The organism is Capsulimonas corticalis, from assembly GCF_003574315.2.
Taxonomy (GTDB): Bacteria; Armatimonadota; Armatimonadia; order Armatimonadales; family Capsulimonadaceae; genus Capsulimonas; species Capsulimonas corticalis.
This window is the reverse complement of sequence record NZ_AP025739.1, coordinates 3556116-3577572: the sequence shown is the minus strand read 5'-3', so window position 1 is coordinate 3577572 and position 21457 is coordinate 3556116. Positions and strand designations below refer to the sequence as shown.

Sequence of the window (21457 nt, the reverse complement as noted above, 5' to 3'; positions counted from 1 at the left end):
AATGATTAAGAGAGAATCGTCAGCCTCGACGCAGGGATACGATCGGCGACGCGGGGGCTGGCCCGGTCGATTCCCCTTCGAACAGCGGTACATCCTGGGGCTGAATCAGGAGCGGCCCCTCCCATGGCCCTTCGCCCAGCATCCACTCGGCGGCGCGCTGTAAATAAAGGGCGCGCGGCGGGGATGCAAGTTCCGTCAGACTGCGGAGCAGATATTGACCGATGCCTTCACCGTTGACAGCGCACACGGACACATCCACCCCGATTTCCAGTCCCGCCTCGTGCAAGGCCCGCATCGCGCCGATCGCCGCCGGGCCAGTGGTGCAGAAGATCGCGGACGCCACGGGCCGGCCTTCCTGAAGGGCGTCTCGGATCAGCTGATACGCCGATTCAAACGGTTTCGCCACGGCGTGTGAGCGCAGCTGCCCCGGCAATCCCTCCTCATCCAGATAACGCCGCCACTCCGCGATACGCCCGAGAATGACTTCATCCTCCGCCTGCGCATTCAGACAATCGATGCGCTGATGCCCGAGATGGCGAAGGTGATCGAAAAGCTTACGCTCCGCCGCCGGCGGGAACAGCGTCACTGAAGGCAAGCCGGCTTCGCTCTCATCCTCGTCCAGCACAACAACACGACACGAGGAATTCAGTATTTTACTCGTCAGCCACGCCGGAATCTTTTCGGCCGGAGGAATCAGAAACATCCCATCGAAATGCGACAGCGCTTCCTGGAGCGCGGGATCGGCCCAGTGCGCGTAAGCGACCGGACGCACCGTGACCGGATGCCCCTCTAAGACGCCGCGAATCCCCTCTCGCCATCGATCGAAATCCGCGGACGCCATCGCGGGCGCCGCCACGCCAACCGTCCGCTTCTTCAGCCGCCCGTCCGCCGGCTCCGCAACGCCGATCCGTCCGTTCTCCTGCCGAACCAGCGTCCCCTGATCCATCAACTGCTGGAGCGCCATGCGAACCGTCGTCCGGCTCATCCCCAACTCCTCCGCCAGCTGCCGTTCGCCCGGAATGCCAGCGAGCACATGATCCGCATGCGCAATGCGCTTCTCGATCAACTGCGTCGCCACCGCCACTTTTCTCATCGGCTCAGTACTCCGACAAAGTCTTCCATACCGATATTATACATGGTATTTTGAAATTCAATACCGTTTTTGGTATTTTCTAAATTATTTTATTACTCCAAATCGCCCGATGCATTTTGGAAGTAGCCGCCTTCATCGACAAGCAATCCCGCCCTATTGGCGAGAAGCCAATCCAGCAATGGATCGAGCGCCTCAAAGATAGCGTCATGTTCCAGCATGAAAACAACCTGAATCGTCAGCATGCTCTTGGCGCGCTGCAATTCGGTCAGCAGCATATCTTTGCTTTGTTTCTGCTCCGCAAATTCCTTCAACAGTGCGATATCGTCCTCGAACACGCCATCGCCGGGAGCATTGATCTCTACAATTCCAATGGGTTCATTGGTAAACGAGATAGTGTCGCCGTCCATATGATAATCGGAGGAATGCGCCTCCACCACCGGAACGATTTCCGACAGAGTAATCGGCTTCTCATCGGTCAAAACGTAACGAATATAGTAAGTCATGCTTCGATTCCCTAGCCTTAGCTTTGCGATATGACGGGGAGAACGATCTGAGCGATCTCATCCTGCGTAAGGGCATCCGAAATCTGCATCAGATCGTCCCCTTCTTCTTCCGTATAGTCTGCCATGTCGATGATCGACGGACTGCTCACCCCTAAGAAGTCAATCAGCTCTCCGATTGTCAGATTCGCTCTCTCGCCACGCTTATAGTAGCGGCAAAGCGCCTGTTTCTGCTTCTCAGGATCGCCTTTCGCTTCTCGCAAATCCATCGCGGTGAGTTCCGACAGCCACTCGACGAATGCGGAATACTCCTCGTCGGAAGAACCAGAATCATTGTCAAAATTTTCGTAATCCACGCGTGTTGTTCCCCATAGCGCCATTTTTGATTTCCAATTCCACGAAACTCATTCGGCTTCCTTCCTAAGAACATCCGTACGACGGCAGGAAATATCGTCCTCCGCGTCGAACCCAGTCGGCATAACCCGAGGTTCCTTTTCCCCATGCCAGAAACACTCTATCTAATCGACGGCTACGCCCAGATCTTCCGTTCTTATTTCGCCATTCGCGGCGGCATGACCAGTTCCGTGACCGGAGAGCCGACGCAGGCGGTCTTTGGTTTTACGGGGATGTTGCTGAAGCTGTTTTCGGTTTTCAACCCGCATTATGTCGTCGTTGCCATTGATGCGCCGGGCAAAACGTTTCGCGACGAGATGTTCCCGGAGTACAAGGCGACGCGCAATCCGACGCCGGAGGATCTCACGGCGCAGATCCCGCGCGTGCTGGAGATGATTGAGCTCTTTGGCATTCCGGCTATCAGTAAGCCTGGTCTGGAGGCGGACGACGTCATTGCGACGATTGTCCAGCGCATTCTAGACAACCCGGAGTATAACGACGTTCAGATCCGGATCGTCTCGAAGGACAAAGATCTGGAGCAGTTGCTTGGGGACCGAGTCGCGATGTTCGATATCCATACGGACACGACGATCGATGTGCCGGCGCTGCTGGCGAACAAGGGCGTCACGCCCGAACAGGTCATCGATGTGCTGGCGCTGACGGGGGATACGGTGGACAATGTGCCCGGCGTGCCGGGGATTGGTCCGAAGACGGCGGTGCAGCTGGTGCAGGAGTTTGGCTCAATCGACGGGATTCTCGCGAACCTGGACAAGATCAAGGGGAAGAAGCGGGAGAACCTGGAGGCGGCCGCCGCGCACCTGCCGCTTTCTCGCGCGCTGGTGACGCTGATGCGCGACGCCGAGTTCGACTTTTCTCTGGAGGACGCCCGCGTCAGCCCGCCGCGCCTGGACAAGATCATTCCGATCTTCCAGCAGCTCGGGTTCAATCGCTACCAGACGGACGTGCGGCGGCTGGCCGGCGAGCTGGAGACAGCGGCGCCCGCCGCCGCCACTCCCTCCGCGCCGCCGGCATTCGCCACCGGACTGTTCGCGCTGGCCGATCAGGACGAGGCGGCGCGGACGCCCGTCGTGCGCGGCGATTATCAGGGAATCACCACGCAGGCGCAGCTCGACGATCTCGTAGCGACGCTCCGCGCGCAGACCATGATCAGCATCGATACGGAAACGACCGGGCTGGAGCGCGACGCGAAGCTATGCGGAATCAGCGTCGCCTGGAAGGCGGGACACGGAGTTTATATTCCAACCCTCTCGCCGAGCCCGGATCAGCATCTGGACCTGGAGACGGTCCTTGCGGCGATGAAGCCCATTTTGGAAGATCCCTCCATTCCAAAGTGCGGGCATAACATGAAGTTCGACGCCGGCGTACTGCTGCGCAACGGGATCGCCTTGCAGGGCGCGGCGTTCGACACCATGCTCGCCGGCCAGCTCGTTGCGCCCGGCCAATCGTCTTACAAACTCGACCATATGGCGCAGACGATGCTTGGCTACACGATGATCCCCATCAATGAGATCATCGGCGAAGGGGAACTGCAAACGTCCATCGACAAGGCGCCGCTGGACAAAGTGGTCACCTACGCCGCCGAGGACGCCGATATCGCGCTGCGGCTGACGGAGTTTATGCTGCCGCAGTTGGAAGAAGTCGGCATGACCGCGCTGATCCGGGATGTGGAGTCGCCGCTGGCGGTCATTCTCGCGGAGATGGAGCGCAACGGCATCACCTGCGATCCCGCCGAACTGCTGCGGCAGGGCGACGCCCTTGCGATCCGTGTCGAAGAGCTGCGGGCCGAAGTGCTCGCGGCGGCGGGCTGCGAGTTCCATCTTGACTCGCCGCGTCAATTGGCCGAAGTGCTGTTTGAGAAGCTGGGGTTGGCGTCAGGCAAGAAGACCAAGACGGGGTATTCGACCAGCGTCGATGTTCTGGAAAAGCTAGTCGCCTCCGAGGACAAAAATGATCCACGGACAAGCGTGCCACGCCTGATTCTGGAGTACCGGCAGCTCACCAAGCTCATCAGCACTTACATGGGAAATTTGAGAGACGCCGTGCATCCCGAGACGGGACGGATCCACTCCAGCTTCCACCAACTGATGACGGCCACGGGACGGCTGGCGTCGCAAAACCCGAACCTGCAAAATATTCCCGTGCGCAGCGAAGTCGGACGCCAGGTGCGCAAGGCGTTTGTCGCGCCGGATGGATACCGCCTGATCTGCGCCGACTATTCGCAGGTCGAACTGCGACTGCTCGCGCATCTCAGCGGCGACGAGGCGCTGATCGACGCCTTTGCGCGCGATCAGGACATCCACACCGCTGTCGCCGCCCAGGTCTTCGGCGTGAGCGAGGACGCCGTTTCCCGCACGCAGCGCGGCCAGGCGAAAACGATCAACTTCGGCATTATCTACGGCGTCACGGCGTATGGATTGGCCCGCCGCATCGACGGCCTCGAAGTGGACGCCGCCACGCAATTGATCTCAGACTACAAGAAGCGCTTCCCCGGAATCGACAAATTTCTCCAAAAGTGCTGCCAGGAGGCGCTGGAGCAGGGTTACGTAGCGACATTGCTCGGACGCCGCCGCGCGATTCCCGAAATCTCCTCCTCCAACGGGCACACCCGCAGCCTGGGCGAGCGCCTCGCGATCAACTCCGTGGTGCAGGGAAGCGCCGCCGACCTGATCAAAGTCGCCATGGTCAATGTCCAGAAGCGCATCTCGCGCGATAAGCTTCCGACCAAGCTCCTCTTGCAGATCCACGATGAACTGATCTTCGAATCGCCGGTGGAGCTCGCGGACGAGCACGCCGCTCTGATTCGCGAGGAAATGGAGCGCTCCATGGAGCTGCGCGTTCCCCTGCGCGCCGAAGCCGGCATCGGCGCGGACTGGATGTCCGCGAAATAGCGTCATCGCCCTGCCCGTATTCCCACCGCTGGAACGCAGTGGGAATACGGGAATCCCTCGCCCCCATTCCTCTCCTTCCTAATAGAACTCCACCTCATCCGCCATGATCCACTGGTTCGCTCCCGCCTTGGAGTAGAACCCCACCGTGCACTGCCCATTGGTCACCACGATATTCGGGATCGTGATTTGCGTCCAACTCGACAGCGCGCCGATATTGGCTCGCAGTGTCGGATTGCCAAAGTCCTTGGCCTCCATGTAGGCCGCCGTCTGCCCGCCGCTCCCCTTGACCCACGCGCGGAGGGTGTATGAGCCATTCGGCAGACTTCCCACGGTTTGATAGGTGTACAGCTCGTAAGCGCTCGTCTTCCAGTGTGTCAGATGCAGAGCGCCCCGGCGCGCGCCGCCGTACGATTCCGTGTAATCCGCGTCGAAAGTGGGGCCGTTGGTGCTCCAGCCCGACGGCGTTTGCGTCGGATTGTCGTTGTCGAAGTTCGCGTTGACAAGGCGCGTATTCAGGCCCAGCGCCATGCCGCCGGGCAGACCGCTCGTATTCACGGCGGTGGAGTCCGTCTTGATCAACGATGTTGCGTATGAGCCCTGATTGCGCACGATATCGCCCGTCAAATTGACGCCGTTTGTCGCGCCCAGCTGAATTTCCGTTCCCTGATCGAAACCAAGGTCCGCGCCGAACGTCGCATGCGCCTGGTGCGTATTGATGAAGAAATTGTTGAGGAGCGAGACGTTGCTGGCGTAGCGCGCCGTGATTTCCAGACCGGCGTTGTTGTCGAACGTGTTGTTGGCGATGGTGATATTGCGCAGAAGCGTTGTCCCGGTCATGCCGCCTGGATCGCCGTCAAGGCCGACCGTTACGGCGCCCGCGTTGGCGAGATTGGTCCGTCCCCACCGCCCGCAGTCACGGAAGATGTTATTCTGCACGGTCAGATTGATTACCGCCCCGCCTTCGTTCCAATACACCGTCGGGAAGATCGCGACGCCGCTGGCCGAACAGCCGTCGAACACGTTATTTTCGACGATCGCCCCCTCGCATTTGATCAGGACGGCGTTGCTTCGATTGTTGAGGAACCGATTTCCCCGCACCTGCGCGTTCAAGCCGGACGCGTTGACATCGTTGATGAGATAGTCATACTGGGCGGGGACGGCGTGATCGAGCGTCACGGTGTAGTATTGGAATGTCCCACCGGAAAAACATTGCCAGGTCGAGCCGGAGGGCGGGCTAAACGAAGATCCCGTGGGCGCGCTGGTCACCGTCGCCGTATCGATCAAGTTCATATGCTTGTCAAAGAAGCGTAGGATATCTCCCTGGACAATATCGTTGTTTCCCTGCGCCCCATATTTCAGCGACGCGCCGCTGACGGACGCCGTTTGATCCCACTGCCCATGGATATTGAAAACATCGTCGGGGGCGCCTTCCCAGGTGCAGTTCTCGACGATCGGGCCAAAGCGCGTATTGATTGAATTCACGCCGTTATAGCCCAGCAGCCCCTTGACGGTCCCGCCGGACGGAGCGGGCTGGTAGGTGCAGTAGAGATTCTCATAATAGTTGGGCCCGGCGCCATACTCATGCGCGCCTCCCACCCAGGCGAGAGTCAAATCCCTGAGCGTCACCGTGCAGTTATCCTGCACGATGCTCTGGCCCGTCCTGCCCTTGATCGCGATGAAATCGCCGAGGACAACCGGTCCCCCATGTCCTGGGACAGCCCAGGAGTCATTGATCCGAAAACGATACAGCCCGCTTCCATTGAGCTGTGAGACGCTCGTGACGCCGACATCGTTGATGCCGGTCTTCCATTTCCGCGTATTTTTGTCAAAGAGATTGCCGTCGCCAAGATACCCCGGCAGGAGCCAATGGGCGGCGCTGGTGAAGTCGCGCGGATAACCGGCGTCGAGCTGAACATCGTAATACGGCCCTGTCGCGTCGACGTTGGCGGCGACGATCGCTCCCTGAGTGAACGACGGGCGCGCCATGGTAATATATGCGCCCTGCAAACTCACGTTCCGGCAATTTCCAAAGTGAATGGCCGACCAGGCTTCGTCGGCCATCACCAGAGTGACGCCGTAGGCGCTGATGACGAAGTTCTGCATATTGTCGAAGTCTAAGTACCAACTGCTGGGAACGGGCAGATTGTATGTTCCCGGCGCGATCGTGACGCCCGCCGCGCCGCTGTTGTAAGCGCTCTGGATCGCCGCCTGCAATCCGGCGGGATTAGACGGGCTACCCACCGTCGGATAAGACTGGGCGCGCCCCGGTTTCGGCGACGCCAGGGCCGCGAAAAGCAGTACTAATACTGCAAATCTAGCAAAACTACTTAGAAAACTACTCATTGAGAAACGCGTCATTGGATTTTCCTTCCCGAGTCACGAACATCGAACGTCTCTTCCGCGAGACAACGGACACAAGCGCGAAATTGCAATTAGTTCAACAAGTATCAAATATTGTACGAACATTATAATATTTAACCACGATACTGTCAAGCACTCATCACTATTTTTTCTTCCAGCAGTCGCCGATAATCCAAAGTACGGAAAAGCGAGAATATGAGCGCACCAAACACACAACTCCATTCGTTCGCCACCATCGTTCTGGATGAGGCTGGCACAGTACTTTCCTTCGACGCCGAAGCGGAGAATCTCTTTGGCTACGACGCGTCGGACTGCGTCGGGCAGACCATCACGGCCATCATGCCGGAGGCGCGCCGGCTGTTTTCCGAGCGTGTCGGCGGGTCGCTGGTCGCGGGCGACTTTCAGCTCAATGCGCTCTACCAGCACACCGACCCAATTCCGATTTCACTCTCCCTGCGCGCGGCGGAGCTGTTTGGCAAGTCCCTTTACATCGCCGTCCTGTCGCCGATCGCTCCTGCTGTCACGGTGGCGGCGCCGTCCGAAGAGACGTTCGGAAGCGACGACACGATGATGCTGCTCGCGCAGGCGTCCCATCGTTTTCAGGAACTCTTCCAGGGGCTTCCCGTCGCCTGCGTCTGCTACGATGAGCACGGACAGATCTACGAATGGAACCGGGCGTACGAGCATCTCAGCGGATATCATCCCGATCAGCTGCTGGGCGCCCAAGTTTGGGACTCCATTCAAGGGGAAGCGGCGAAGGACCGAACGCGCGAGATTTGCCGGCGGATTTTCGCGGGCGACGCCGCGGACGTAATCGAGTGCGAAGCCCTGCGGGCGGACGGCGGAACTTACGCAGTCAAGTGCGCGGCCTTCGCCATCCGCAACTCCGAGGGCGCAGTTATCGGCGCGATCAACACGCATCAGGATATCACAAAGCATAAACAGGCCGAAGCGAGCCTGCGGCTCAAAGAGGACCATCTGCAAACGGTCGTCACAAGCGCGCCGATCGTGCTTTTTGCCTTCGACCGCAATTGGACGATCACCGTTTCCGAAGGCAGAGGACTGGAGATGCAAGGCCTCAAGCCCGGCGAGGCGGTCGGCCGATCCTTGTACGATTACTATGGAAGTATGCCGGATATCATCGCCGCATGCCGAAGCGCGCTTGCCGGCAATACTCTGACGACGATCGATCACTTCCATGGTTTCTCTTATGAGACCTGGTACTCCCCCGTCTGGGATGACGACGGCTCCGTCGCGGGTGTCGTCGGCGTCGCCACCGACATCACGCAGAAGCAGCTCGCCGAAGAGGCTCTGAAGGGCACTTCCGAACACTTGACCCGGATTTTGGAAACAGTCGCGGAAGGCATCACGATTGTCGACGACAATGGCCGCTTTACCTTCGCCAATCCTGCGGCCGAAGCGATTCTGGGGGCGTCGCGGGACAAAATCGTCCAGGGCTCCTATCTCGATCCGGAATGGCGCATGCGCGGCTCCGACGGCGAATACTGCACGCCGCAAGATCTGCCGATCACCCAGGCGCTGATATCGGGACGCCCCGTATATGACCTGGAGCTGATCTATGGTCGTCCCGACGGGCGCTCCGTCACGCTGTCCGTCAACGCCGCGCCGCTTGCGGACGAGCATGGCGTCGTCACCGGCGCCGTCACCTCTTTTACCGACATCACTCAGCGCAAGCTTTCCGAGCAGGAGCTGCGCGATGCGCAGGAAGAGCTAGAAATGCGCGTTGTGTCACGAACGCGCGAACTCGGCGCCGCGAACGGCGCGCTCCAGCAGGAGATTATCAATCACAAGCGCGCCGAAGAAGAGACACGCCGCAGCAATGCGCTGCTCAAGGCGCAGCTTGAGGCCGCGCCGGACGGAATTCTCATTCTGGATGAGAACCAGAAGATCGCCTGCGTCAACCATCACTTCATGGAGATCTGGAATATTCCCCCGGATCTGATCCAACTCGCCAACCATCAAAAGTTAGTCGATCACAAAATGCAGTTCATCAAAAGCAGGGAAAGTTTCCTCGATCTCAAGCGAGAAGAGGCTGAGTTCCCACGGCGCACCCATAACTTTGAGCTGCACTTGACGGACGGGCGCATTCTCGAAGGCTACTCCGCGCCCGTCGTTTCGCCGGACAACGAAACCCTGTACGGCCGGATCATCAGCCATCGCGACATCACCGAACGTAAACAAGCCGAGGAGGAGCTGCAGCGTATTACGGCGCAGACCGAGATGATCCTGACGGCGATCTCCTCAGTGCTGATCGGCGTGGACGAAAACGACACCATTATCACCTGGAACAACGCCGCCCGCAATCTGTTTGGCCCCGCCGCCGCCGATGTCCTGGGACTTCCCTTCCGGGAATGCGGCATCCAATGGAAATGGGAATTCGTGCTCGACGCGATCCAGATTTGCCGCAACAGCGGGCAGAACCTGCGCGTTGAGGATACGGCCTACACTCGCGCCGACGGCAAGGACGGCATCCTGGGCCTGAGCATCAACCCGATCGCGACACACACCGGCGACACGATGGGATTTGTCGTGATCGGCACGGACATCACGGACCGTCGGATCCTGGAGGGTCAGCTCGCGCAGTCCCAGAAATTGGAATCCATCGGCCAGCTCGCCGCCGGAATCGCGCATGAGATCAACACCCCCGTGCAGTATCTCAGCGACAACACCCGCTTTCTCCAGGACGCCTTCACGGATCTGCAAAGCGCACTCGACGCCTATGCGGAATCGCTGGAGGCGAGTGAGAACGGCGGCGTCAGCCCGGAACTGATCGCGAAGACCAAAGCGGCGGTCGACGCCGCCGATGTGGAATATCTAACCGAGGAGATCCCCAGCGCCATCAAGCAGTCTCTGGAGGGCCTGGAGCGCGTCGCGCATTTGGTGCGCGCCATGAAGGATTTCTCCCACCCCGGCATGGCGGAGAAGACGGCCGTCGATCTGAACCGAACCATCGACAGCACGGTGACCGTCGCCCGTAACGAATGGAAGTATGTCGCCGACCTGGTGACCGATTTCGATGATAGTTTGCCGCTGGTCCACTGTCTGCCGGGCGAGCTGAACCAGGTGGTGCTGAATATGGTGGTCAACGCCGCGCACGCCATCTCGGATGTCGTCGGCGACAGCGTCAGCGAAAAAGGCGTTATTACGATCCGAACGATGCAGGATGGCGAATGGGTGGAAATCCGGATCTCGGACACCGGCTCCGGCATGCCGGAGCACGTCAAGAAAAAGATCTTCGATCCATTCTTCACAACCAAGGGCGTCGGCAAGGGAACGGGGCAAGGATTGGCGATTTCGCATTCCGTGATCGTTGACAAGCACGGCGGCACGATCGCCGTGGAAAGCGAACCGGGCGCCGGCTCCACGTTTATTATTCGGCTTCCGATCAACGACACGGAAATCGAACACGCCAAGGCCGCTTGACAGTGCGGAAACTATCGAAGGAACAGCAATGAGCGAACGTATACTTTTTGTCGATGACGATGCGAACATCCTCTCGGCCTACCAGCGTCATCTGCGCAAACAATATGATATCGACACGGCTCTGGGCGGCGAAGCCGGCCTCCAGATGATCGAGAATAAAGGTCCATACAGCGTCATCGTCACCGACATGGGCATGCCGGGGATGAACGGCGTCCAGTTCCTGACTCGAGCGAAGGGCCTAGCTCCCGACACCGTGCGCATGATGCTGACGGGAAACGCCGACCTCCGCACGGCGGTCGAAGCGCTGCACCGGGGCAATATCTTCCGATACCTCGTCAAGCCGGCTCCCCCGGAAAGCATGGCCCTCGCCCTCGAAGCCGGCGTGCGGCAGTATCATCTGATCAACGCGGAGCGGGACCTTTTGGAGAAGACGCTCCAGGGTTCGATCCGCGTCATGATCGAGATTCTCTCGGTCGTCAACCCAGAGTCTTTCGGCCGAGTCCAATCTCTGAAACAGCAGATGCGCGCCGTCGCGCAGTATCTCAAACTGGAGCCGTACTGGAAATTCGAACTGGGCGCGCTGCTCAGCCAAATCGGGCTTGTGACCGTCCCCGCGTTCGTCGTCCGCAAATCCCAGATGAAGCAGGAGATGACCGAAGCCGAGCAAAACCTGATCCGGCGCGTCCCGGAAATCAGCCGTAACCTTCTCAGCAACATCCCTCGTCTGGAGCCGGTCGCGGAGATGATTTACTATCAGAAGAAGAATTACGACGGCACGGGCTTCCCCAAGGACAGCCTCGCGCGCCATGATATTCCCGTCGGCGCGCGCATCCTGCGCGTGCTGCACGATCTCGCATATCTGGAGGCGAGTGGCCTGTCTCGCACGCAGGCGCTGGCGGCGATGGGTCAGCGCGTGGACTGGTACGACAACACGATCATCGAAGCCTGTACTTTCTGCCTCCACGTAGACACCGAAACCGAGGAACGTGTTCCTTCGCGCATGGTGATGGTCGCGGAGCTCCGCCTGGGTCAAAAGCTGGCTTCGGACATTTACACTTGCGATGGGACGCTGCTGATCTCATCCGGGCATAAGATCTCTGAGACGCTTCTGGAGAAGATCCGAAACTTCATGGGAATCAGCGGCATTCAGGAGCCGATTGAAATCGAGGTTCGAGAGGATCACGGAGGCAAGGAGTAGCGGCGGGCCTCACCGGGCGCAATGCGCCCGGTGCGTGAGATCATGCGTCCATATTGGGCAAATACTCGTAGTTGCGCCGCCGGGGCGCTTCGCGGAATCCGATGATTTTCGCTTGATCGGTCGCGGCGAAGGCGGCAAGCTCCGTCGCAGCAAGCGCGGTCAGTTCGGCCATTTTCAGCGCGGTCTGCTCGGCGGCTTCCGCCTTGTCCGAAACTTCCTCCACACGCTGCGCCGCCGCCTCGACTTTTTGCGCCAGCGCCTGGATCTGCGACATCATTGCGTCCAGCGCGGGACTGAGCGCCTGGGTCGTTTGCAGCCGGGCGGGCGCCTCAAATGGATTCTGCGCGCGCCGGCGACGCTTGGCGCCGCGCCGCACGGACGACAAACGGTAATCTTTGCCGCCCGACGATCCCTGCGCCGATACGCGCGAGTCGCCGATTTGCAGCATGCGCCGAAACACGCTCACCACATCGGCGTATGACTGGAGGAGCGGCCGGCGAATACCGGCGGCTGCCCGCTTTCCATGGTCCGCTATATTCGCACTGTTGCTCATCGCCAAGTTCCAGTCCTCCGCACGTTCTCCCGCCAGCCTTCGTCGCGAACGACGCCGCGCATCCATCGGCGGCGCGTATCTTCAGCGTTCTCGACTCTTTATTCCATACTTCCTCGCGCGCTCCATACAAAATCACGCGCGTTTTGAGTCGAACGGCAAGCTCATGAAAAATCGACGCGGAGAAATGTGTGTCCGAGCAATCATCATGGGTACGATCAACCAAACAGCAAGTTTCATGGAAAGACACACGGCGGCTCATGTGTGAAAGAGGTAAGAGGACGTGCAGAACCGAGATTCCGAGACCTGGTCCACGCTTTATATTGTCGACGAGATTTCCCAGACGCAGATCGCGCGCCACTTCGACGGAACCCTGCGCCTGACGGTGACCGACGCGCTCCTCGCCTCCCGGATGGACGGCGAGACGCGGCCGGAAGTCGTGGTCCATTTTTCGCCCGCCGCCCTGCATGCGCTCGCCGCCGAGTGGAGGAAGCTATCCACCGATACGCCTCCCGCACGCTCCGTCCTGCATCCGCTGCTCACGCAGTTCCGCTGGTTTTTGGAATCCGCCGCCAAGCGTCACACCTATGTTTGCGATTACATCTGGCTCCCGATCGCCGATGAGATCAAACACCAGGACACCGTGTACCTTCTCTTCGACACGCCCACCTATACCCAGCTTAAGCAGCAGGCGCTCACGCTCGCTTCGGAGCTTTGGCCTCGGGAGTTCCAGGCGAGCTAAAAACGCACGTAAAGAGAGCCCTGCCGTATGATACGGCAGGGCTCTCTTTACGCGTAATGGCAAATTGTGGAATTTGCGGTTTCAGCGAACTCACGATTAATGATGCTTCGCGTCATCCTTGTGATCCTTGCGGATGCCGCTGTAATATTCGTGCTGATCCTGTCTTTGGTCGGCGCGGAGCCGGCCGTAGTACTTATGCTGATCCTGCGCCTGCTTACGCCGCAGCCGCGAGTAATACTTATGCTGATCCTGCGCTTGCTTCTGCCGCAGCCGTGAATAATACTGGTGCTGATCGCGCCCCTGATCTCGGTGTTCGTGCTTCGCATCGTACTCACGCTGGCGCTGCACATCCATGGCGTGCGCGCGTCCAAGACGCGCATCGTACTCGTGCTGGCGACGCACATCCATGTCGTGCTGACGGCGAAGCCGCGCGTCATAATCGTGCTGCCTCTGCTCATTCGTCGCCATCAGAGGATGACTGTTACCGAGCATCGTTCCGGCATTGGCGTTCAATGCTCCGGTAAGTAAGGTGGCGCCGAGCGCCATTGTCGAGAAAATCCGTTTAAGTAACATCTGTATACTCCCTTCGTTCACTCTTATTCCACAAGGGAGAGACGCCTAAACCTTGGACAGTGTTCCCGTCCGATGATTAGGAAATGTTAATAGGATTTGCGCAGCGGCTGGCTGCCGGGACCATCGTTCTGCGTGTTCACGCTCTCAAAACTCAGACGCTCGCCGCCAAAGGTCGTTTCAAAATCCAGAGAAAATCGGCGGGCAAACTCCGACCGGACACGCGCGAAGATCCGCGCCTGCTCGCCGGCGGACTTGGTGAGAAACGCCCCGGGATGAAACGTCACGCCGAACAAACACGCCAGGCTGCTCACGATCTGATCGCGGCTTACGGCGGCGCGCAGGTCGGGCTGCTTGAGGGATTCCATAATGTCCTGCGTCAGCTCCGGGCAGAGCGAGGACACGTACAGCGCGTCGGCGAACGCGCCTGGGCAGGCAAGCGACTTGCGCAGCAGGGGCATCAGAAGGCGCGGGTTTTCGCGCATGGACAACGGAAGATGGGAGTGAAGCCGGGAGCGCCAGCAGGGCTTATTCCCGTAAAGCGCGAGGACGCGCGACCATACTTCGGAATCGTCGGTGATGAGCTGAGAGTTAGTTTTCGGCACTTGCTTAATCCTCTATACAGGTACAAAATGTTCGAGGGACGCCGGGAAAGGTAGTGGTTACTTCCTGTTAGAGCGGCAAGAATCCTTCCTCCTTCAAAGGATTGTCGAAAAACAGTCCCTTCTCCTCGGACTTGCTGGTATCATAGGGGATAATTCACTCTTGACCAAGGATTTGCAATGTCCGAGACAACCTCTCAATCACCATCCGTTCTGATAGTCGGCTCCATGGCGCTCGACAATGTGCGCACTCCCGCCGGCGAAGTCCAGGATGCGCTTGGCGGCGCCGCCGACTACTCCAGTATCGCGGCCTCGTTCTTTTCCCCCGTGCAGATTGTCGGCGTGGTCGGCGACGACTTCCCGCAGGAGCACCTGGACTTTCTCGCGTCGCGCAATATCGATATCAGCGGCATCCAGACGATCCCCGGCGGCAAAACCTTCCGATGGGCCGGCTACTACGACTTCGACCTGAATATCGCGCACACGCTGGACACCCAGCTCAACGTCTTCGCGGACTTCCAGCCGAAGCTGCCGGTCAGCCATCAGAACGCCGAATATGTCTTTCTGGCGAACATCGACCCGGAGCTCCAGCTGGACGTCCTCAAGCAGGTCAAATCTCCCAAGCTCACCGTCTGCGACACGATGAACTTCTGGATCGAAGGCAAGCGCGACGCGCTCCTCGAAGTTCTCAAGCATGTGGACATCGCCTTCATGAACGACGCCGAGGCGCGCCAGCTCACCGGCAAGCTCAGCGTGGTGAAGGCCGCCAAAGCGCTGCAAGAGCTTGGTCCCAAGACCGTCATCATCAAGAAAGGCGAGCACGGCGCGTTGCTTTTTAGCGGCAACGAGCACTTCGCCGCCCCATCCTACCCGCTGGAGGACATCGCGGATCCGACCGGCGCGGGCGACACTTTCGCCGGCGGCTTCATCGGCTATGTCGCCCAGCAGAACAACACAAATATCGAAACTCTGCGCAAAGCCGTCGTCTACGGCAGCGTGCTGGCGTCGTTCAACGTCGAGGACTTCTCGCTGAACCGCATGCGCACGCTGACACACGCCGAGATCGGCGCGCGTTACCGCGAGTTCCGAAATATCTCCTTCTTCGAGGCGCTCGACGAGGCGTCGGTGTGAACCCCAACCCCCACGCCGCGCACGTCCCCACCCTGACGCGCGCGGCGCGGCGGCTGTTCGTAAGCGCCGCCGATCCCTTTCTCTCCCTGCTTTATCCGCCCAAGTGCGCCACATGCGGCCTGCTCGGCAGCGCGCTGATCTGCGACCAATGCCTCGCGCAGTTCACGCCGCCGCCAAATCCTTCCTGCGTCCAGTGCGGCCTCAGTTCCGGCGAAGCCGAAGCATGCCGCCACTGCGCCCGCCGCCCTCCCGCCTTCGACCGCGCTCGCGCGCTCGGCTCCTACGACGGCGTCCTGCGCCACGCCATCCATCTGTTCAAATACCGAGATCGACCACAACTCGCCGAGCCGCTCGGCCGCGTGCTTGCCCTATACTTCCAAACCGCCGATCTCTTCCCCACGCCATGCGACCTGATCGTCCCCGTTCCCATGCACCCTACCCGCCGGCGCGTGCGCGGCTACAACCAGAGCGAACGCCTTGCCCGCGTGCTGTCCCAAGAACTGGCGATCCCAAGGGACACGACATCCCTGCGCCGCGTCCGCAACACCCGCCCGCAAGTCGGCCTCGCCTCCGGCGCGCGTGAGAGCAATTTGCTGGGAGCCTTTGCGGTTCGCGACGCAACCAATATCGCCGGAAAGACGTTATTACTGCTGGACGACGTCAGCACAACGGGGGCAAGCATTCATGAGTGCGCAGCGGCGCTGAAATCGGCGGGAGCAAAGACCGTCTACGCATTGACGCTGGCGGCGGGATAGCAACCTCAAAAGCTTTACAGGGAATTAAGAGCATGTCGAGTCCTGCGGAAACCGGACAGCGCATGAGAGCTATTGATCCAGAGCCTGCCTGGCGGTATGAATCCCGCACAGGAATATCCGGGTATCTCAGTCATGTGGATTTCTACGGGCCGTACGTCATTGGACAATGGTTCTGCCTCGACGCCGCGACGGGAGCGATCATCTGGCGCCGAGCGCAGAAGCAGGCAAACGAGATCATTGGCGTAGACGCCGGCGTGATTGTCGCCAGCGAGATGATGACCGTGAGTTGTTGGACGGCCAGCATCGGCTGCTATGGAATTTCTCTTGTGACCGGAGAACTGCTCTGGACATCGGACAGCGACGGCATCCGCAAATACTTGTGGAAGGCTCTCGAATGCATCCCCGGCCTCATCAACGAGTTCCGTGACACGCCCATCGCCGTTGAAAACGGCGAAGTCATTTGCGCCAGCGGCCGTATCCTCGACATTCACAACGGACGACGGATCGCGCATGACCGCAAGCGAGTAGAGAGAGTCCGCGAAGACAAGCCCGACAAATCCGACGCAGAGCGGCTGTATTACGGCGAGCGTGTGCCCTTGCAAGACAATCCCAGCCTCCGGCTCTCCATAGATACGCGCCCGTTGTCGAAAGACGTAGAGCCACAAGACAATTACGACGATATCCCTCCCTACGATCTGCGTCTGCGTTTAGTCGATCGCGACGGAGCGCCCCAATGGCTTTACAGCGTTTCCGACGACGGCTATTTCGCTGAAGGCAACTTCTATGCATCGCGTTACCAATATCCATACGTCTATATCATCGCCTACGATAAACGTCCCTACATACCGATCGATGAGGAGAAACCCGGCTACGTCCGCCGAAACACAGCGCAATGCCGACTGCTGGCGCTGGACGTGCGCCAAGGTAAGGTTATCCAAAATACGCCCCTCGCAGAGACACCCACAGCCAACGAATACCGAATCGAAGCTATCAATGATCAAGGGTTGCTGATAAGCGGCGGCTCCCGCCATCTCCAGCTGTTCCGCTTTGCCAGATGAAATGGCGACGCCTCATTTGAAGTTAGGCCGCCAGATGGTGTCAAAACGATACAAGGAAGTCCTACGGCATCCCCAAACGTAAATTTTGATGGATTAGAGCGCATGGAACGACAGCCGGCCGATTTGACGTTGGCGAAGAATGAGGTGTTGGGATGACCTTGGACGCTTCCGTCTATTGTGATTGCTATGAAAAGGGCAGACTGCGTACGACGCCGCCGTTTTCGGAGCTTGTCGTCATCAGCGCCGACGGAGTTCCGGAAATCGAGACCGGCGATCCAGAGAAGGATGCGGCGTATGACGAGTGGAAAAACCATGCGCGCCCCTGCGACCATGAGGATTTCACGCTGCTTCACCATTTTCTCGGCAATATCTCCCGCGTCGGGCGGATCCGAAGCCTGATCGGCGACGTGGCGCAAGCCGCGCATCGAAACTATCCGATGCTGCTGGAGCGAGTCGTCTACAACGGCGTGCATTGCGGGGATCGAATTGAGACGCACGAGCTATTTGACCTTGTGGATGAAGTGAACGATCTTTCCGTCCGAAAGCTCGACGCCTACACGGATGAGCACAAAGAAATCCTCCGCAGCTTCATCCATCAGATGAGCGAGCTTGCGGCGGCGGCGTTGGCGGTGAACAAACCCATCGTGTTTTGAGGAGGAAATTATGCAGGGAGCGCCATTCCTACTGGCCGCGATACTCGCGCTTTCGCCGATGATCGCATTCGCCGATGCGTCAGTTCCTGTCAGCTTGATGGCGAATTTGGAGCGTCCGGCATGCCCGGCGGGCCAGCCGGTGACGCTGGCTCTAGCCCTGCATAACAACGGCGCCGTTCCGCTCATCGTAGGCTACTCCGCGTTTGAGGAATCGTCGTTTCAGATTACCGTCACGGATAACGCCGGTCGCTCCGTCCCCCGCACGGCCTTTGGAGATCGTGTGCTCACATCCCCCATGGCGGTGAGCGCCAATTGGGCCATCAGTCTCGATTCGGGAAAGTCGCTTCTGTACCGTTTCAATCTCGCCCGCTTATTCGATCTGTCGCGCGCCGGCATATATCAAGTGAGCGTTCAGCGCCGGATTTCCGGGTGGGAAGCGCCGCTCGTAGGCGACCATAGCCAGCCAGCGCCCGCCGCGCTGAGCGCAGGGCCGTTGACGGTTCAAGTGATCGAGAGCAAGGACGCGCGCAGCGACTCGGAAGCATATACGCCCCCGCCCAGCCATCAGACATTTCTCTATATGGCGGGCGGCGAAGACTATGCCCGCAAGATATCGGCGGTGTGCCGTTTTCGAGTCGGGCAAGACGGCGCCGTCTCGTCCACGCTGGCTTCGAACGCGCTCGCGGGCGACGGCGCCCGCGCCATCGTCGCCACTTCCGACGGCCGGTTTCTTTATGTCGGCAACGGCGACGACAACACGATTTCTCAGTTTCGGATTGGCGACGATGGCGCGCTCTCGCCCCTGTCTCCCACGACCGTTGCGGCGCAGAAGTTTCCAGGGCGGCTCCTTGTGGATCCACACGGGCGCTTCCTATACGCTCTGAGTAACTGGGGCAATACTCTCTACTCCATTGGACACGATGGGCAACTGACGGAAACGTCGAGAGTGAAGAATACCTCCTTGGCAATAGACAAGGATGTGATGCTTTCCGACTTCGCGGCGATCAGCCCCGACGGCGCCTTTCTCTATGCATGTAACGGCCAGACGTTCGGCTACCGGCTGGGGCCGGACGGGCGAGTGGCGGAAGCGCTCGCGCCGCCGGGCAGCGCCGCAGGCCCATCGGGAGGACGCGATCAGGCGATTGCCCTGTCTCCCTCTGGACGCTTTGCGTTTATCCTCACTTCGAAGTCCTATGAGATGAACGCCGATGGATCTTCGCCCGACGATCTCATCGTCCCGATGCGTATTGACGCCCATGGCCGCCTCACCCAACTGCCGGGCGCGCAAACGCCCCGGGGGCCGATGCCCGCGCAGCCGGGATACGCCCCCTGCACGTCGCTCGCGGTCGATCCCAGCGGGCGTTTCCTGACGGCGATCAGCCAAAGCGCGCTTTACTGTTATCGCATCGGAACGGATGGATCGCTCAAGTCGCTCGGAAGGACGGCGTATGAGACTCCCATCACCTCGGTATTTTTCGGAGCCGGCCATCTCGCTTATGTGATCAGCCAGAACTCCAGCGCCCTGAAGGCGTTCCGGCTGGACGAACGGAAAGGCCTTGTCCCGGCGCCGCTGGATGTCCCTACCGCGGTCCCCGCCGCCAACGACGTCGCAGCCGCCGTCTCGCCAACTCCGCAGCACTGGGGCGCCGAGACGGACGGACTAACGATCGCGGCCCGCCTTCCGGCGGACGTGCTTGGCGCCGATTCCCCCGTGGTGCTGACGGTCGTGCTGAAGAACGTCACCGATCATCCGATCCCGCTGGGCGCGGACCTGCCCCCATTCCGACTGGCGCTGACCGGTCCGAGACCCTGGTTCATCGACACCTTCCGGAATAAACGCGAGCCGGCCACGATCCCGGCGGCTTTGCTCGCCGCCGGTCACGATCTCTTTGCGCCGTCAGCCCACGCCGCTCCGATCCTACTGCCGCCGGGCGGCCAGCGCCAATATCGTTTCGTGCTGTCCCGCCTCGCCGATCTCACAATCGCCGGCGACTATTCCGTCCAGGTTCAGCGCCTTCTCCCCAGTGGCGCGTTGGCCAATTCCCCGATGATCCCGTTTCAGATCGATGGGCCGTACGGCGCTGTCGGCAGAGGCAACCCGCGTCAGGAATTAGATATCTTTTGACACACCAGAAAGCATCGCAACCAATGATCAAATCCATGGCTTCCACTCTCATGGCGCTGGGCTGCGCATCACTGCTCGGCGCTCCGGTCGCGCACGCGGAGGCAAAGTTTCACGTCTACAAACATCCCGTCGCGATCTGGGTTCCGCCCTACGCCATCCCAGCGTCCAAGGCGGCGCTGACATCCTCCTTCGGCGACACCGGCCCGCAAAATGCGATCACGCATCTGGATCTCCAATTCTGGACGCCGACCGTGCAGGGAGGAGTCGCGTACGCCCAGGACCCAGGAGTGAACGACGCCGCCGTTACGGATTTGCGCGACTGGGGCCATGCGCATGGGATCCGCGTGATGATGTGCGTTTACAACGGCGCGGTCAAGTGGGACTGGCCGCTGGCGCGCGCCGCCTTCACCGATCACGAGAAAGACTTTGTGAAGAATCTGGTGAATGAAATGGATCGCCTGGATCTCGACGGCGTGGACATCGATCTGGAAGGCCCCGGCGAGACGGACAAAGACAAGGCAGTATATGTCGCGTTCATGACCGATCTTTCGCAGGAACTCCGCCAGCGGCGCAAGCACCTGACGGCGGACAGTTTTTCCTACGTCTGGAATGCTCCCAACCAAAGCTGGTGGCCCGACCTTTTCCCGCTCGTGGACGGCCTCACCACCATGGGCTACGCCGACATCGGCTCCGGCGCCGCCGACTGGGCTTCATACGCCGCACAAAAAAAAGCCGCCGGCAAATTCGCCGCGAAGCTCCAGGTCGGAGTTCCCTCGGACAAAGACCCCTGGCAGGGAAATACCGCTCTGGAGCAGCTCCAATGGCTCCAGCAAGACGGATCGATGGGAATCGGGATCTGGGACGCACAGCTCCCCGCCGCCGGCTGGAAAACGCCCGAAGTGTGGCGCGCGGCCCAAGGCGTCCGCGACGGGAAGAGGCAAGAGAAATAAATGGTTGATCCGTGGAATCCTACTCACAGCGAATTGAAAGATTGGGCCTACACGATTGATGCGGAATACCCGGATGGAGCCGAGCAAGACTGGGAGTTAGCCGTAGTCGATGATGCAAATATAGACCTTGTCATAGAATGGGCAGGAGACAAAAATTGCCCAAATCGTGATTTCTTCTTATTGTGTCTTTACCTCTACGTCGGCGATGCCGTCAGGTCCAACTGGCCAGCATTTTCACAGGATATAGTGGTCAGGCTTATTAAGCAAAACACGGAAGCAAGGAATCCACGGATCCGCGAATGGGCGAAACAGTCGTTGGAATTGATTGCACATCCACGATCATTTCGATACGACCTCTGGTGTGATGGGGAACTTGCAATGAAGAATTGCAAGGCTCATCCCGATTAGCGGGACCAAGCATCG

Annotated in this window: 18 protein-coding genes; 11 read left to right on the top strand and 7 right to left on the bottom strand. The window is 59.6% G+C overall.

The window, feature by feature from the left end:
- Positions 1-19 precede the first annotated feature (19 nt).
- The 3 genes from D5261_RS15315 to D5261_RS15305 all read right to left on the bottom strand — a co-directional run bounded on the left by D5261_RS15315 (position 20) and on the right by D5261_RS15305 (position 1973).
- Entirely contained in the window at positions 20-1093 is a 1074-nt protein-coding gene (locus D5261_RS15315; RefSeq protein WP_119320455.1) for a substrate-binding domain-containing protein, read from the bottom strand.
- A gap of 92 nt (positions 1094-1185) precedes the next feature.
- Positions 1186-1572, bottom strand: a complete 387-nt coding sequence (locus D5261_RS15310) for a hypothetical protein (protein WP_301002518.1) — start codon at positions 1570-1572, stop codon at positions 1186-1188.
- 41 nt (positions 1573-1613) lie between these two features.
- On the bottom strand, positions 1614-1973 hold the full coding sequence (locus D5261_RS15305; RefSeq protein WP_119320457.1) for a hypothetical protein: 360 nt from the start codon (positions 1971-1973) through the stop codon (positions 1614-1616).
- Between the two features lie 120 nt (positions 1974-2093).
- Here D5261_RS15305 and polA point away from each other — a divergent pair, with 120 nt between their 5' ends.
- Positions 2094-4895, top strand: coding sequence for a DNA polymerase I (polA, locus tag D5261_RS15300; RefSeq protein WP_119320458.1), 2802 nt, complete (start codon positions 2094-2096; stop codon positions 4893-4895).
- A gap of 78 nt (positions 4896-4973) precedes the next feature.
- Here polA and D5261_RS15295 read toward each other — a convergent pair whose 3' ends face one another.
- Entirely contained in the window at positions 4974-7253 is a 2280-nt protein-coding gene (locus D5261_RS15295; protein ID WP_119320459.1) for a right-handed parallel beta-helix repeat-containing protein, read from the bottom strand.
- Between the two features lie 198 nt (positions 7254-7451).
- Here D5261_RS15295 and D5261_RS15290 point away from each other — a divergent pair, with 198 nt between their 5' ends.
- The gene (locus tag D5261_RS15290; RefSeq protein WP_119320460.1) at positions 7452-10700 is read left to right on the top strand and encodes a PAS domain S-box protein; all 3249 of its coding nucleotides are present in this window, start codon (positions 7452-7454) and stop codon (positions 10698-10700) included.
- A 28-nt stretch (positions 10701-10728) separates the two neighbouring features.
- Positions 10729-11898: an HD domain-containing phosphohydrolase gene (locus D5261_RS15285; RefSeq protein ID WP_119320461.1), complete on the top strand. Its 1170-nt coding sequence runs from the start codon at positions 10729-10731 to the stop codon at positions 11896-11898.
- A gap of 40 nt (positions 11899-11938) precedes the next feature.
- On the opposite strand, the gene D5261_RS15280 is transcribed toward D5261_RS15285, so the two are convergent.
- Positions 11939-12451: a hypothetical protein gene (locus D5261_RS15280; RefSeq protein WP_119320462.1), complete on the bottom strand. Its 513-nt coding sequence runs from the start codon at positions 12449-12451 to the stop codon at positions 11939-11941.
- Between the two features lie 280 nt (positions 12452-12731).
- Here D5261_RS15280 and D5261_RS15275 point away from each other — a divergent pair, with 280 nt between their 5' ends.
- Positions 12732-13190, top strand: coding sequence for a hypothetical protein (locus D5261_RS15275; protein WP_119320463.1), 459 nt, complete (start codon positions 12732-12734; stop codon positions 13188-13190).
- Positions 13191-13286: 96 nt separating this feature from the next.
- Here the strand turns inward: D5261_RS15275 and D5261_RS15270 are convergent, their stop codons facing one another.
- On the bottom strand, positions 13287-13763 hold the full coding sequence (locus D5261_RS15270; RefSeq protein WP_125205871.1) for a hypothetical protein: 477 nt from the start codon (positions 13761-13763) through the stop codon (positions 13287-13289).
- 86 nt (positions 13764-13849) lie between these two features.
- Positions 13850-14365, bottom strand: a complete 516-nt coding sequence (locus tag D5261_RS15265) for a hypothetical protein (protein ID WP_119320465.1) — start codon at positions 14363-14365, stop codon at positions 13850-13852.
- 177 nt (positions 14366-14542) lie between these two features.
- Here D5261_RS15265 and D5261_RS15260 point away from each other — a divergent pair, with 177 nt between their 5' ends.
- From D5261_RS15260 to D5261_RS15230, 7 genes are all read left to right on the top strand, one after another.
- Positions 14543-15493, top strand: a complete 951-nt coding sequence (locus D5261_RS15260; RefSeq protein WP_119320466.1) for a PfkB family carbohydrate kinase — start codon at positions 14543-14545, stop codon at positions 15491-15493.
- A complete protein-coding gene (locus tag D5261_RS15255) occupies positions 15490-16248 on the top strand; it encodes a ComF family protein (protein ID WP_119320467.1) in 759 nt (252 codons plus the stop codon). The genes D5261_RS15260 and D5261_RS15255 overlap by 4 nt, the downstream gene beginning before the upstream one ends.
- Positions 16182-17306 carry a PQQ-binding-like beta-propeller repeat protein gene (locus tag D5261_RS15250; RefSeq protein WP_125205872.1) on the top strand — a complete coding sequence of 375 codons (1125 nt, stop codon included), beginning with the start codon at positions 16182-16184 and terminating at the stop codon, positions 17304-17306. Before D5261_RS15255 ends, D5261_RS15250 begins: the two co-directional genes overlap by 67 nt.
- Before the next feature lie 152 nt (positions 17307-17458).
- Entirely contained in the window at positions 17459-17959 is a 501-nt protein-coding gene (locus tag D5261_RS15245) for a hypothetical protein (protein ID WP_119320469.1), read from the top strand.
- A 10-nt stretch (positions 17960-17969) separates the two neighbouring features.
- On the top strand, positions 17970-20084 hold the full coding sequence (locus tag D5261_RS15240; protein WP_119320470.1) for a lactonase family protein: 2115 nt from the start codon (positions 17970-17972) through the stop codon (positions 20082-20084).
- A gap of 35 nt (positions 20085-20119) precedes the next feature.
- Positions 20120-21034 (top strand): glycosyl hydrolase family 18 protein, encoded by a 915-nt coding sequence (locus tag D5261_RS15235; RefSeq protein ID WP_165864046.1) that lies wholly within the window; start codon positions 20120-20122, stop codon positions 21032-21034.
- On the top strand, positions 21035-21442 hold the full coding sequence (locus D5261_RS15230) for a hypothetical protein (protein WP_119320472.1): 408 nt from the start codon (positions 21035-21037) through the stop codon (positions 21440-21442). It begins immediately after the preceding gene.
- The last annotated feature ends 15 nt before the right edge of the window (positions 21443-21457 follow it).

What these genes read in the sequence shown, in the direction of transcription:
- D5261_RS15245 (WP_119320469.1), top strand. Translation starts at nt 17,459, where the DNA reads ATGACCTTGGACGCTTCCGTCTATTGTGATTGCTATGAAAAGGGCAGA.
- D5261_RS15290 (WP_119320460.1), top strand. Translation starts at nt 7,452, where the DNA reads ATGAGCGCACCAAACACACAACTCCATTCGTTCGCCACCATCGTTCTG.
- D5261_RS15305 (WP_119320457.1), bottom strand. Translation starts at nt 1,973, where the DNA reads ATGGCGCTATGGGGAACAACACGCGTGGATTACGAAAATTTTGACAAT.
- D5261_RS15295 (WP_119320459.1), bottom strand. Translation starts at nt 7,253, where the DNA reads ATGACGCGTTTCTCAATGAGTAGTTTTCTAAGTAGTTTTGCTAGATTT.
- D5261_RS15280 (WP_119320462.1), bottom strand. Translation starts at nt 12,451, where the DNA reads ATGAGCAACAGTGCGAATATAGCGGACCATGGAAAGCGGGCAGCCGCC.
- D5261_RS15270 (WP_125205871.1), bottom strand. Translation starts at nt 13,763, where the DNA reads ATGTTACTTAAACGGATTTTCTCGACAATGGCGCTCGGCGCCACCTTA.
- D5261_RS15230 (WP_119320472.1), top strand. Translation starts at nt 21,035, where the DNA reads ATGGTTGATCCGTGGAATCCTACTCACAGCGAATTGAAAGATTGGGCC.
- polA (WP_119320458.1), top strand. Translation starts at nt 2,094, where the DNA reads ATGCCAGAAACACTCTATCTAATCGACGGCTACGCCCAGATCTTCCGT.
- D5261_RS15240 (WP_119320470.1), top strand. Translation starts at nt 17,970, where the DNA reads ATGCAGGGAGCGCCATTCCTACTGGCCGCGATACTCGCGCTTTCGCCG.
- D5261_RS15235 (WP_165864046.1), top strand. Translation starts at nt 20,120, where the DNA reads ATGGCTTCCACTCTCATGGCGCTGGGCTGCGCATCACTGCTCGGCGCT.
- D5261_RS15285 (WP_119320461.1), top strand. Translation starts at nt 10,729, where the DNA reads ATGAGCGAACGTATACTTTTTGTCGATGACGATGCGAACATCCTCTCG.
- D5261_RS15260 (WP_119320466.1), top strand. Translation starts at nt 14,543, where the DNA reads ATGTCCGAGACAACCTCTCAATCACCATCCGTTCTGATAGTCGGCTCC.
- D5261_RS15315 (WP_119320455.1), bottom strand. Translation starts at nt 1,093, where the DNA reads ATGAGAAAAGTGGCGGTGGCGACGCAGTTGATCGAGAAGCGCATTGCG.